The organism is Stenotrophomonas sp. GbtcB23, from assembly GCF_019091045.1.
GTDB classification, from domain to species: Bacteria; Pseudomonadota; Gammaproteobacteria; order Xanthomonadales; family Xanthomonadaceae; genus Stenotrophomonas; species Stenotrophomonas rhizophila_A.
In genome coordinates, this window is the sequence record NZ_JAGXKC010000035.1 from 26,952 (window position 1) to 39,073 (window position 12,122).

Below are 12,122 nucleotides of genomic sequence, written 5' to 3' on the forward strand. Positions count from 1 at the left end.
CCGTTCGCGCGGTGTGTGGGTCTGCGCCGAGAGCAGCGGACTGACAGTCCGCTCTACCAGTCCGCTCTGCCTCTGGGCCGCCGCTTATCCCAGACGCGCCAACACCGCGTCGGTGGCCTGCGTGGTGCTCACCGCCTGGCCCTTGGCGGCCAGGTCGGCGGTGAACACCCCATCGTCCAGCGCGGCATGTACGGCCGCTTCCACGGCAGCCGCTTCGGCCTCCAGCCCCAACGAATGGCGCAGCAGCATCGCGGCGCTGAAGATCGTGGCGTACGGGTTGGCGATGCCCTTGCCGGCGATATCCGGCGCAGACCCGTGGATCGGCTCGTAGATCCCGACCGCGCCCGGCTCACCCAGCGACGCCGACGGCAGCAGGCCCAGCGAACCGGCCAGCATCGAAGCTTCATCGGTAAGGATGTCGCCGAACATGTTCTCAGTCACGATCACGTCGTACTCGCGCGGCTTGGCCAGCAGGTGCATGGCCATCGAATCCACCAGCTGGTGCTCCAGCGCGATCTCCGGGAATTCCTCACGGCCGATCCGCGCCGCCACGTCACGCCACAGGCGCGAAGTTTCCAGCACGTTGGCCTTGTCCACCGAGGTGACCTTGCCACGGCGCTGCCGTGCCAACCGGAACGCGCTGCGCATCACCCGCTCGATTTCGCCCACGCTGTAGCTGCACAGGTCACTGGCGATGTCGGCCGTGCGCGTCTTCTCGCCGAAGTAGATGCCGCCGGTGAGCTCGCGCACCACCACGAAGTCCACGCCCTCCAGCAGCTCGGCCTTGATCGGCGAGGCGCCCAGCGCGGCCGGGTGGGTGCGCACCGGGCGCAGGTTGGCATACAGCCCCAGCGCCTTGCGGATGGCCAGCAGGCCCTGTTCCGGGCGCACTTTCGCGTTCGGGTCGGACCACTTCGGGCCGCCCACCGCGCCCAGCAGGATCGCGTCGGCCTGGCGGCAGGCCTCCAGCGTGGCCGCCGGCAGCGGCTCGCCGTGGCGGTCGATGGCGATGCCGCCGATATCGTGTTCGCTGAAATGGAAGGTGTGGGCAAAGCGTTCGGCCACCGCGCCCAGCACCGCAACCGCGGCCGCAGCGACTTCCGGACCGATGCCATCACCGGGCAATACGACAATCTCAGCGTGCATGTTCACTCTCGTAACGTTCAATGTCAGGGGTACGACCCAACAGATACCCCAACTGGTCCACGCCTTCCAGCAGACAGGTCTGCGAGAAGCCGTCCAGCGGGAAGGAATACACCCGGCCATCGGGTGTGCGCAGCTCGCGCGCGGCGATGTCCACGGTCAACGCGTCGTCCGGGCGCTGCATCAGCGTCTGCACGTCGGCTTCGTCGAGCACGATCGGCAGCAGGCCGTTCTTCAGCGCATTGCCGCGGAAGATATCGGCGATTTCGCTGCTGACGATCGCGCGCAGGCCCAGGTCGGCCAATGCCCACGGCGCGTGCTCACGCGAGGAGCCACAGCCGAAGTTGCGCCCGGCCAGCAGGATGCTGCGCCCGGCATTGTGCGGCTGGTTGAAGGCGAAACCCGGGTTCGGGCTGCCATCGGCCTGCCAGCGCCAGTCGTTGAATGCGTGCTTGCCCAGCCCGGCGCGTTCGGTGGTGGACAGGAACCGCGCCGGAATGATCTGGTCGGTGTCGATGTTGGTCTCGCGCAGCACCACGCTGGTCGAGGTCAGGGTGCGGAAGCCGCTCATCAGGCCACCTCCTGGCTGGCGTACAGTTCGCGCGGGTCGGCCACGTGGCCGTTCACCGCTGCCCAGGCGGCCGTCATCGGCGAGGCCAGCAGCGTGCGCGAGCCCGGGCCCTGGCGGCCTTCGAAGTTGCGGTTGCTGGTGCTCACTGCCAGCTGCCCCGGAGCGACCAGGTCGCCGTTCATGGCAATACACATCGAACAGCCCGGCTCGCGCCATTCGGCGCCGGCCGCGCGCACGATGGCATCGATGCCTTCGGCTTCGGCCTGGCGCTTGACGATCTCCGAACCCGGCACCACCAGCATGCGCACGCCATTGGCAACGCGCCGGCCCTGCAGCACCTGCGCCACTTCGCGCATGTCGCTCAGCCGGCCGTTGGTGCACGAGCCGACGAACACCACGTCCACCGGCGTACCGGCCAGGGTCTGCCCGGCGTGGAAGTGCATGTAATCCAGGCCCTTCTGGTCGGCCGCGTCGTTGGCGGCCGGGATCGGGGCGTCCACGGCGATCGCCGTGCCCGGATGCGTTCCCCAGGTCAGGGTCGGGCGAATGTCGGCAGCGTCGATGTGGACTTCCACGTCGAAGCGCGCGCCAGCATCGCTGCGCAGCTGTTTCCACTGCGCCACGGCGATGTCGAACTCCGCGCCTTTGGGGCCGCGCGGCGTATTGGCTACCCAGTCGAAGGTGACCTGGTCCGGCGCGACCATGCCGGCGCGCGCGCCGGCTTCAATGGACATGTTGCACAGGGTCATGCGCTGCTCCATGTCCATCGCGGTGATCGCGCTGCCCCGGAACTCCAGCACATGGCCGGTGCCGCCGTTGACCCCGATCACGCCGATGATGTGCAGCACCACGTCCTTGGCGCCCACGCCCGGCGCCAGTGTGCCATCGACGGTGATCGCCATGGTCCTGGCCTTGCGCTGCAGGAGGCACTGGGTGGCCAGCACGTGACCCACTTCGCTGGTGCCGATGCCGAACGCCAGCGCACCGAACGCGCCGTGGGTGGAGGTATGGCTGTCACCGCACACGATGGTCATGCCCGGCTGGGTGAAACCCTGCTCGGGTGCGATCACGTGCACGATGCCGCGGTTGGCCGACTGCAGGTCGAACAGCTCGATGCCGTGCTCGGCGCAGTTGCGCGCCAGCATCGCCACCTGGGCTTCCGAAGCGGCACTGGCGTACGGCAGCTTGCCGTCGGCACCGGCCGGCAGGGTCGGGGTGGAGTGATCCATGGTGGCCTTGGTCCGGTCCGGGCGGCGCGGCGACAGGCCGCGCTCGCGCAGTTCGGTGAAGGCCTGCGGCGAGGTCACTTCGTGGATCAGGTGCAGGTCGATGTACAGCACGGCGGGCGCGCTGTCCGATTCGGGCACGACCACGTGGGCGTCCCACAGTTTGTCGTACAGGGTGCGGGGAGCTGGGGTCATGGAATGGCCTTGCTGTGGTTCATGTGACGATAGGGCGGTTCGGGTCGGTCAGGAAGTGCGCAGCCGCGCCTCGAAGCGCAGCCGCACGTAATCGGCGGTCCATTGGCCGTGCGCGTTGCGCTGGGTCGGCGCCAGCAGCGCCACGGTGTCATCCAGCACGCGCTGGCGCTGGGCGGCATCCAACCCCACCAGGAAGGGCGAGGCGAAGGTGCGCAGCCAGCCCTGCATGCCGGTGGGCAACACGGTCGGGCGTGCCAGGCATTCGATATGGCGCACCTGGAAACCGTGCGCGCGCAGGCGCTCGGCGTAGGCGTCTTCGTCAGGGAAGTACCACGGGAACGCCGGCACGGCGTGGCCGTTGCTGCACAGGGCGGCCTGCAGTGCGCTGGTGATGGTGGCCACGTTGCCCTGGCCGCCGATCTCGGCGACGAAGCGGCCACCGGGCCGCAGCGCACGGCGCACGCCGTCGATCACCCTGTCCGGTTCCCGCATCCAGTGCAGCGCCGCGTTGCTGAACACCGCATCGAAGCAGCGCTCGAAGGTCATCGCATGCGCGTCCATCAGCCGTGCATCGATCCCACGCGCACGCGCGCCACCGATCAGCTCCGGCGAACTGTCCACGCCGGTCACGTGCGCGCCGCTCAGTGCTAGATCGAAGCTCAGCACGCCATCGCCGCAGCCCAGGTCAAGGATCCGCTCGCCGCGCTGCGGGTCGAGCAGGCGCGCCACCGCACCGCCGAGCAGCGGCACGAAGCCGGCGTCGATGGCGTAGTCGTGCGCGTTCCAGTGCTGGGAAGCATCGGCGGTGTAAGGGCTGTCGAAGGCACTCATGCGTGGGTTCCTCAGGCGGCGGCGGTGGCCGCGGGGTGTTCGGCGCTGGCCTGGCGCTGGCGCAGCAGGCGGTTGGCCACGTCCAGCCAGGCCAGTGCCGAGGCTTCGATGATGTCGCGGCTGGTGCCGGTGCCTTCGTATTCCACGCCGTCGTGGCGCACGCTCAGGTTGGCTTCGCCGCGCGCGTCGGCGCCGATGCCCACGCTGTGCACGTGGTAGCTGTCCAGCATCAACTGTACGCCGGTGGCGGCCGACAGCGCGCCGAACAGCGCGTCCACCGGGCCATCGCCCTGCGCGGTTTCGGCCACGCGGTTGCCGTCCGGGTCGGACAGTTCAACCAGCGCGTTGGCGCGGCTGCCCACGTCGCTGATGGTCATCGAGGCCAGCCGGTACCCATTCTGGGTGGAACTGCCCTGCATGAGTACCTGCAGGTCGGCATCGGTGACCACGCGCTGCTGCTCGCACAGGGTCTTGAACTGCTCGAACACCAGCTTCAGCTCTTCTTCCTCCAGCCAGAAGCCCAGTGCACGCAGGCGCGCTTCAACCGCCGCGCGGCCACTGTGGCGGCCCAGCACCATCTGCGAATTCTCCCAGCCCACGTCTTCCGGGCGCATGATTTCGTAGGTGCCGCGGTGGCGCAGCATGCCGTGCTGGTGGATGCCCGATTCGTGCGCGAAGGCATTGGCGCCCACGATCGCCTTGTTGCGCTGGACCGGCATGCCGACCAGGCGCTGCAGCAGTTGCGAGGTGGACACGATGCGCGGGGTGTTGATGCGGGTGTCTTCCTCGTAGAAGGCGTTGCGTACCTTCAGCACCATGGCCAGCTCTTCCAGCGAGCAGTTGCCGGCGCGCTCGCCGATGCCGTTGATGGTGCACTCCACCTGGCGGGCGCCGCCTTCGATGGCCGCCAGCGAATTGGCCACGGCCAGGCCCAGGTCGTTGTGGCAGTGCGTGCTGAAGATGATGCGGTCGCTGTCGGGCACCCCGGCGATGACTCGCTGGAACATGCCGCGGATCTCTTCCGGGGTGGTGAAGCCCACGGTGTCGGGCAGGTTGATGGTGGTGGCGCCGGCAGCGACGGCCACGCGGGCCACTTCGATCAGGAAGTCTTCTTCGGTGCGGGTGGCATCCTCGGCCGAGAATTCCACATCGTCGATGTAGCTGCGCGCCAGGCTCACGTGCTTGTGCACCGATTCCAGTACCCGCTCGCGGCTCATGCGCAGCTTATGCTCGCGGTGCAGCGGGCTGGTGGACAGGAACACGTGCAGGCGCGCATTGGCGGCTGCGTCCAGGGCCCTCGCCGAGGTTTCGATGTCGGCGGCCAGGCAGCGCGACAGCACCGCCAGGGTCGGGCGGCGCACTTCGCGGCCGATCATCGCCATCGCGTCGCGGTCGGACTGCGAGCTGGCCGGGAAGCCGGTTTCGATGACGTCCACGCCCAGCTCGTCGAGCGCGCGTGCCATCACCAGCTTCTGCTGCGGGCTCATGCTGCAGCCGGGCGATTGCTCGCCGTCACGCAGGGTGGTGTCGAAAATTCGAATTCGGGGGGAGTTGGGCGTATTCACCAGGAGGTCTCCTCGACGGCAAGGTCGGATGGCAAGGCAGGGGAAGGAAGGACGATGGAATTCGGGGGTGGCGCGAGCACGGTCGGTAGCGGTGGCCGTGTCCGCTCGCTGGCGCGGCGGCGCGGTTTGCGCGGCGGGCGCGGGCGGATGTCGGACAGCAGCTGGGCCAGCACCATGGCGTCGATGTTGCCGCCGGAGACCACCGCGCACTTGCGCTTGCCGGCCACGCGGCGGCCGGCGGCCAGCGCCAGCGCGCCGGCGCCTTCGGCGATGATGTGTTCTTCCAGCGCCAGCCGTACCAGGGTTTCGCGCAGCTCGGCTTCGCGCACGATCACTACGCCGTCCAGCAGCGCACTGCACAGGCGGCGGGTCAGGGTGCCAGGGATCTTCACTTTCACGCCGTCGGCCAGGGTGGCCACCGGTGCGATCTCGCGGGTGTCGCCGCGGATCGCGCGGGCCATCGAATCCACGCCCTCGACCTGCGCGCCGACGATGCGCACGCCCTGCGATTTCAGCGCCAGCGCGACGCCGGAGGCCAGCCCGCCACCGCCGATCGGCACGATCACCACGTCCGGCGCATGCGCGGCCAGTTCGATCCCCAGCGTGCCCTGGCCCGCGATCACGTCGGGATCGTCGAAGGCGGACAGGAAGCGGTAGCCGTGCTGGTCGGCCAGGGCGCGCGCGAAGGCGTACGCCTCGTCGTAACTGCTGCCGTGCTGGCGCACGGTGGCGCCCCAGTGGGCAACGCCCGCGATCTTGGTCGCCGGGGCGCCGTGCGGCATCACCGTGATGGCCGGGATATCCAGCCGGTAGGCCGACCACGCCACGCCCTGGGCATGGTTGCCGGCCGAGGCGCAGATGACCGGGCGGTCATCACCGCGTTCGCGCCCGGCCAGCAGCGCATTCAATGCGCCGCGCACCTTGTACGAGCCGGTGCGCTGCAGGTTTTCCAGTTTCAGCCAAGTGCCGAACCGCTCCGCATAATGCAGCGGCGTGGGTGGCAGGAACCGGCGCAGCCGCGCCTGCGCGGCCAGCACGTCGGCGACGCTTACGTCGCCTACTTCTGATTCCTGCGGGGCACGGCTAGCCGGCATGGCGGCTCCGCAGATCGCACGCGGGATGACGGACGCGGTCGTGCGTGGGCGACGGGCCTTGAAGAAGACCCCTCCGTACCGGCACCGGAACCACGGCGCGGGCGTTCATACGGTTACTCCAGTACCCGGCTCCAGCGCGCTGATCCGCACCGAAACACAGTCGTAGATCTTCTCGATCTGGCGGCACAGCGTCTCCGGGGGACGGGTGCTGTCCACCACCAGCTGCAGGTGCCAGCGGCCATCGTCGGCCGCATTGGGCGCACCCACGATCGCGCGCGGCGCAAAGCCACGGCGTTCGGCCATGCCGATAACGCGCAGCAGCGCGCCTTCGGCGGGAACCAGCACCAGGTCAAGCCGGTATTGCATGGGGGAACTCCTGGGGCTGATGGGCGGGGTTGCTTTCCAGCATCGTGCTGTTGGCGTTGTTGGGCGGCACCAGCGGCCATACGTTGGCGCGCGCATCGATGGCCACGTGCAGCAGCGCCGGGCCGGGTTCGGCCAGCAGCGCGGCCAGGCCGCCTTCGACGTCGTCGCGGTTCTCGATGCGGGTGGCAGGAATGCCGAACACCTTGGCCAGCGCGGCGAAGTCCGGGTTGTCGGACAGGTCGATCTCGCTGTAGCGCTCGGCGAAGAACAGCTCCTGCCACTGGCGGACCATGCCCAGCGAGCTGTTGTCCAGCAGCACGATCTTCACCGGCAGGCGGCAGCGGGCGATGGTGGCCAGCTCCTGCACGTTCATCATGAAGCTGCCGTCGCCGGAGACCAGCACCACGGTGCGGTCGGGGCAGGCGAACTGCGCGCCCATCGCCGCCGGCAGGCCGAAGCCCATGGTCCCCAGCGCACCGCTGGTCAGGTGGTTGCGCGGGTGGTTGAACCGACAATGCTGCGCCACCCACATCTGGTGCTGGCCGACATCGCAGGCAATGATTGCGTCGGCCGGCGCCACTTCGCTCAGGCGCTTCAGCAGCGCCGGGGCATAGATGTGCGCGCCCGGCGCGTCGTAGCGCGCGGCGAAGCGCTCGCGGTGCCCGGAGCAGCGCTTGCGCCATGCCTCCTGCGATGCGGCGGCGCGCGGCAGGGCCGCCGTCAGTGCGCGCAGCGCGGTGCCGACATTGCCCGGCACCGCCACATCGGCGGTACGCAGCTTGGAAATCTCATACGCGTCGGCATCGATATGGATGACGCGGGCGAACGGGGCGAACTCGTTCAACTTGCCGGTAGCGCGGTCGTCGAAGCGTGCACCGACCACCACCAGCAGGTCGCTCTCCTGCACGGCCATGTTGGCTGCGCGGGTGCCGTGCATGCCCAGCATGCCCAGGTAATGCGGGTGCTGTGCCGGCAGCCCACCCAGACCGCGCAGGGTCAGCACGGTGGGAATGGCGGTGGCATCGACGAAGGCACGGAAGTCCTCCACCGCATCGCCCAGCGCGACACCGCCGCCGGCGTAGATCACCGGCTTTTCGGCGGCCTGGATCGCGGCGATGGCATCGGCCAGCGCGGCGTCGGCCGGGGCCACCGGCGGGTTGACCGTTTCCGGCACGTGCGCCGGCAGGTGGCTGGCGTCGGCGATCTGCACATCCTTGGGCAGGTCGATCAGCACCGGGCCGGGGCGGCCCTCGCGCGCAATCCGGAACGCCTCACGGACGATCCGCGGCAGGTCGTCGACCGAACGCACCAGCCAGCTGTGTTTGACGATCGGCAGGGTCAGCCCGAACACGTCCAGTTCCTGGAACGCGTCGGTGCCCAGCAGCGGGGTGGCGACCTGGCCGGTGATGCAGACCATCGGCACCGAATCCAGCATCGCATCGGCGATGCCGGTGACCAGGTTGGAAGCGCCCGGGCCGGAGGTGGCCACGCAGACGCCGACGCGGCCGCTGGCGCGGGCATAGCCGTTGGCCGCCAGGGCCGCGCCCTGTTCGTGGCGCACCAGGATGTGCTTCAGCCCTGAATCCACCAGGGCGTCGTAGAAGGGCATGATGGTGCCGCCCGGATAGCCGAACAGCGTATCGACGCCCTCGGCTTCCAGGGCCTGCGTCAACCAGCGTGCGCCGTTGCGGGGCGCGGTGCTGTGTGCGGAGGTGTTCATGCGGTGACCTTTGCGAAAGCGGTGGGGGAGCCGCGCGGTTACGCGGCTTGACTTTGCAACCAGACCATCTTGGCGCGCAGTTCCTTGCCTACCTTCTCGATCGGGTGTTCCAGGTCGGCCTGCTTGAACTTGTTGTAGTTCGGCAGGCCCGCTTCGTATTCGGCCACCCAGTTCTTGGTGAACGTGCCGTCCTGGATGTCGGCCAGCACCGCCTTCATGCGCTCCTTGGTGCCGGCGTCGATGACGCGCGGGCCGCTCACGTAGTCGCCGTACTGCGCGGTTTCGGAGATGAACTCCAGCATGCGGGTGATGCCGCCTTCGTAGAACAGGTCCACGATCAGCTTCAGTTCGTGCAGGACTTCGTAGTAGGCGATTTCCGGCTGGTAGCCGGCTTCCACCAGCGTTTCGAACCCGGCCTGGACCAGGGCCGAGGCGCCGCCACACAACACGGCCTGTTCGCCGAACAGGTCGGTTTCGGTTTCTTCCTTGAAGGTGGTCTGGATCAGGTTGGCGCGTGCGCCGCCCAGGCCGGCGGCATAGGCCAGGGCGTACTCGGCGGCCTTGCCGCTGCGGTCCTGGTAGACCGCCCAGATGCACGGCACGCCGCGGCCGATTTCGTATTCGCGGCGGACCAGCGCGCCCGGGCCCTTGGGCGCAACCAGCACCACGTCCAGGTCATCGCGCGGGGCGATCATGTTGAAGTGCACGTTCAGGCCGTGGGCGAACAGCAGCACGGCGCCCTTTTTCATGTTCGGCGCCAGCACGTCTTCGTAGAGTTTCTTCTGCACCATGTCCGGGGTCAGCACGGCGACCAGGTCCGCATCCTTGACCGCCTCGGCCGGTGCCTTGACGGTGAAACCGTCGGCCTGTGCCTTGACCTCGGTCGGGCCGCCCGGACGCAGGCCGATGACCACGTCGAAACCGGATTCACGCAGGTTCAATGCGTGGGCGCGGCCCTGGCTGCCGTAGCCGACAACAGCGATCTTGATCTGGGGCAGGTCGTTGGTGCTCATGGGGGAGGTCCTTTGGAGGAAGAAATCGGAGGGTTCTGAAACGAAAAAACCCGCACCAGGGTGGGTGCGGGTTTTGATGGATACCTGGCAGTTCTACTTACACGCCGGTCCGTCCCGCACCTGTTGGTTGGGTAATAAGTACGAGGACAAGAAGCGAACGGATGGAGGCCGCGCCGGGACCGGCGTGCTCGATGGATTCGCGAATGGGCGTGTGGCGCTGCAACATGTGATCGAGAAAACCACAGCGGTTTTGCCGCTGTCAACCGTGTTTGGACAATTTCCAACGGTTTCGGCTGTATCCAGCGCAAAGCCCCGCCGCATAAGGATGGTTGCGCGTGAAATCGTTCCGGTGAACGTCAATTCAAGTTTTGAAGCCCGGTTTCTGCGCGGATCAGGCTGTCGTGGATGGCCCCGTGCATGACCATTGTCGGATGTGCGCGGCACGCCTCAACCGCCACCATCGAACGCTTTCCACCCCTCCAGGAAACTCCTCCGTGACCCGACCCCTTGTCCGTGCCGCCCTGGCTGCCGCGCTGCTGTGCGTCCTGCCGATGCTGTCTTCTGCCGCCGACCGGGTCACCGGGCATGGCTTTGCCACCCGCTCGGAAGTGATCGCCCCGCACGCGATGGCGGCCACCTCGCAGCCGCTGGCCACGCAGATCGCGCTGGATGTGATGAAGGGCGGTGGCTCGGCGGTGGATGCGGCGATCGCCGCCAATGCCGCGCTGGGGCTGATGGAGCCCACCGGAAACGGGGTGGGCGGGGACCTGTTCGCGATCGTGTGGGATCCAAAAACGCAGAAGCTGTACGGCTACAACGGCTCGGGCCGTTCGCCGAAGTCGCTGACCCTGGCCGAGTTCCAGCGCCGGGGGCTGAAGGACATCCCGGCCACGGGCCCACTGCCGGTGTCGGTGCCGGGCGCGGTGGATGGCTGGTTCGCGCTGCATGACCGCTTCGGCCGCAAGCCGATGGCCGACAACCTGGCGCCGGCGATCCGCTACGCGCGCGAGGGCCACCCGGTGGCGGAGGTGATCGCCTACTACTGGGACCGGTCGGTGCCGAAGCTGTCGCAGTATCCAGGCTTCAAGGAGCAGTTCACGATCAACGGGCATGCGCCGCGCAAGGGTGAGCTGTGGAAGAACCCGAACCTGGCCAACACGCTGGAGCAGATCGCGCAGGGCGGCCGCGACGCGTTTTACAAAGGCGACATCGCACGCACGATCGGCACCTACTTCAAGGCCAATGGCGGTTACCTGAGCTACGACGACATGGCCAGCCACCACGGCGAGTGGGTGGAGCCGGTGAGCAGCAACTACCGGGGGTATGACGTGTGGGAGCTGCCGCCGAACAGCCAGGGTATCGCGGCGCTGCAGATCCTGAACGTGCTGGAGGGGTACGACTTCTCGAAGATTCCGTTCGGCTCGCCGGAGCATGTGCACCTGTTCGTGGAAGCCAAGAAGCTGGCCTTCGCGGACCGTGCGCGCTTCTACACCGATCCGGCGTTCCAGCCGGCGCCGGTGGCCAAGCTGGTGTCGAAGGAATATGCGGCTGAGCGGCGCAAGCTGATTTCAATGGACAAGGCGCTGCGCGAGGTGCAGCCGGGCACGCCGAAGCATCTGGAAGAGGGCGACACGATCTACATGACGGTGGCCGATGCGGACGGGATGATGGTATCGCTGATCCAGTCCAACTACCGCGGCATGGGCAGCGGCATGGCGCCGCCGGGGCTGGGTTTCATCCTGCAGGATCGCGGCGAGATGTTCGTGCTGCGCAAGGACCACCCCAATGGCTATGCGCCGGGCAAGCGTCCGTTCCAGACCATCATTCCGGGCTTCGTGACCAAGGACGGCAAGCCGTGGATGAGCTTTGGCGTGATGGGCGGTGCGATGCAGCCGCAGGGGCACGCGCAGATCGTGATGAACCTGGTGGACTTCGGCATGAACCTGCAGGAAGCCGGTGATGCGCCGCGCATCCAGCATGAAGGCTCGACCGAACCGACCGGGCAGGCCACGGCGATGAGCGACGGCGGCGAGGTGAATCTCGAAACCGGCTATCCGTATGAAACGGTGCGCGCGTTGATGCGCAAGGGGCACCGCGTGACGTTCGCTGACGGGCCGTACGGTGGCTATCAGGCGATCATGCGCGACCCGGAAACCGGGGTGTATTACGGTGCTTCGGAAAGTCGCAAGGATGGGCAGGCAGCCGGATACTGAGCAGTCCGGTGTAGCCACGCCTTGCGTGGCTGCTTCATGCATCTTTGCGAACAGCCTTTGGTTCTCGCATGCCCTGAGCTGGGCCGGCGGGTGCGGGGGTACGGGGGGCGCCGTGAACCTGTGGTGGTCAAGTTTTTCTGGACACTCTCAAGGGGCGTTCAGGCCACCTGCGCTTCGTGGAGCGC

Annotated in this window: 11 protein-coding genes; 2 read left to right on the plus strand and 9 right to left on the minus strand. The window is 67.8% G+C overall.

The genetic code is table 11. From position 1 onward, the window contains the following. Window positions 1-84: 84 nt before the first annotated feature. From leuB to ilvC, 9 genes are all read right to left on the minus strand, one after another. Entirely contained in the window at window positions 85-1,146 is a 1,062-nt protein-coding gene (gene leuB / locus KVS69_RS14170) for a 3-isopropylmalate dehydrogenase (RefSeq protein WP_217538627.1), read from the minus strand. After that, window positions 1,136-1,714, minus strand: a complete 579-nt coding sequence (gene leuD, locus KVS69_RS14175; RefSeq protein ID WP_068853941.1) for a 3-isopropylmalate dehydratase small subunit — start codon at window positions 1,712-1,714, stop codon at window positions 1,136-1,138. Before leuD ends, leuB begins: the two co-directional genes overlap by 11 nt. Then, on the minus strand, window positions 1,714-3,135 hold the full coding sequence (gene leuC, locus KVS69_RS14180; RefSeq protein WP_217538629.1) for a 3-isopropylmalate dehydratase large subunit: 1,422 nt from the start codon (window positions 3,133-3,135) through the stop codon (window positions 1,714-1,716). Before leuC ends, leuD begins: the two co-directional genes overlap by 1 nt. Window positions 3,136-3,183: 48 nt before the next feature. Beyond that, window positions 3,184-3,966 carry a class I SAM-dependent methyltransferase gene (locus KVS69_RS14185; protein ID WP_217538631.1) on the minus strand — a complete coding sequence of 261 codons (783 nt, stop codon included), beginning with the start codon at window positions 3,964-3,966 and terminating at the stop codon, window positions 3,184-3,186. A gap of 11 nt (window positions 3,967-3,977) precedes the next feature. Continuing rightward, window positions 3,978-5,531, minus strand: coding sequence for a 2-isopropylmalate synthase (locus KVS69_RS14190; protein WP_217538632.1), 1,554 nt, complete (start codon window positions 5,529-5,531; stop codon window positions 3,978-3,980). Beyond that, on the minus strand, window positions 5,528-6,625 hold the full coding sequence (locus tag KVS69_RS14195; protein ID WP_217538634.1) for a threonine dehydratase: 1,098 nt from the start codon (window positions 6,623-6,625) through the stop codon (window positions 5,528-5,530). The genes KVS69_RS14190 and KVS69_RS14195 overlap by 4 nt, the downstream gene beginning before the upstream one ends. A gap of 105 nt (window positions 6,626-6,730) precedes the next feature. After that, window positions 6,731-6,991: an ACT domain-containing protein gene (locus KVS69_RS14200; protein ID WP_068853936.1), complete on the minus strand. Its 261-nt coding sequence runs from the start codon at window positions 6,989-6,991 to the stop codon at window positions 6,731-6,733. Beyond that, window positions 6,975-8,711 (minus strand): acetolactate synthase 2 catalytic subunit, encoded by a 1,737-nt coding sequence (gene ilvG, locus KVS69_RS14205; protein ID WP_217538636.1) that lies wholly within the window; start codon window positions 8,709-8,711, stop codon window positions 6,975-6,977. The genes KVS69_RS14200 and ilvG overlap by 17 nt, the downstream gene beginning before the upstream one ends. Before the next feature lie 38 nt (window positions 8,712-8,749). Then, the gene (ilvC, locus tag KVS69_RS14210; protein ID WP_217538637.1) at window positions 8,750-9,724 is read right to left on the minus strand and encodes a ketol-acid reductoisomerase; all 975 of its coding nucleotides are present in this window, start codon (window positions 9,722-9,724) and stop codon (window positions 8,750-8,752) included. Between the two features lie 76 nt (window positions 9,725-9,800). Between ilvC and KVS69_RS14215 the strand changes: the two genes are divergently transcribed. Continuing rightward, window positions 9,801-10,145 (plus strand): hypothetical protein, encoded by a 345-nt coding sequence (locus KVS69_RS14215; RefSeq protein WP_143584396.1) that lies wholly within the window; start codon window positions 9,801-9,803, stop codon window positions 10,143-10,145. Between the two features lie 73 nt (window positions 10,146-10,218). Beyond that, window positions 10,219-11,937 carry a gamma-glutamyltransferase gene (gene ggt, locus KVS69_RS14220; protein ID WP_217538638.1) on the plus strand — a complete coding sequence of 573 codons (1,719 nt, stop codon included), beginning with the start codon at window positions 10,219-10,221 and terminating at the stop codon, window positions 11,935-11,937. The last annotated feature ends 185 nt before the right edge of the window (window positions 11,938-12,122 follow it).

Excerpts from the sequence above, each read along its gene's own strand:
- leuB (WP_217538627.1), bottom strand. The coding sequence starts at position 1,146 with ATGCACGCTGAGATTGTCGTATTGCCCGGTGATGGCATCGGTCCGGAA.
- KVS69_RS14195 (WP_217538634.1), bottom strand. The coding sequence starts at position 6,625 with ATGCCGGCTAGCCGTGCCCCGCAGGAATCAGAAGTAGGCGACGTAAGC.
- KVS69_RS14185 (WP_217538631.1), bottom strand. The coding sequence starts at position 3,966 with ATGAGTGCCTTCGACAGCCCTTACACCGCCGATGCTTCCCAGCACTGG.
- leuC (WP_217538629.1), bottom strand. The coding sequence starts at position 3,135 with ATGACCCCAGCTCCCCGCACCCTGTACGACAAACTGTGGGACGCCCAC.
- KVS69_RS14215 (WP_143584396.1), top strand. The coding sequence starts at position 9,801 with ATGGATACCTGGCAGTTCTACTTACACGCCGGTCCGTCCCGCACCTGT.
- ilvG (WP_217538636.1), bottom strand. The coding sequence starts at position 8,711 with ATGAACACCTCCGCACACAGCACCGCGCCCCGCAACGGCGCACGCTGG.
- ilvC (WP_217538637.1), bottom strand. The coding sequence starts at position 9,724 with ATGAGCACCAACGACCTGCCCCAGATCAAGATCGCTGTTGTCGGCTAC.
- leuD (WP_068853941.1), bottom strand. The coding sequence starts at position 1,714 with ATGAGCGGCTTCCGCACCCTGACCTCGACCAGCGTGGTGCTGCGCGAG.
- KVS69_RS14200 (WP_068853936.1), bottom strand. The coding sequence starts at position 6,991 with ATGCAATACCGGCTTGACCTGGTGCTGGTTCCCGCCGAAGGCGCGCTG.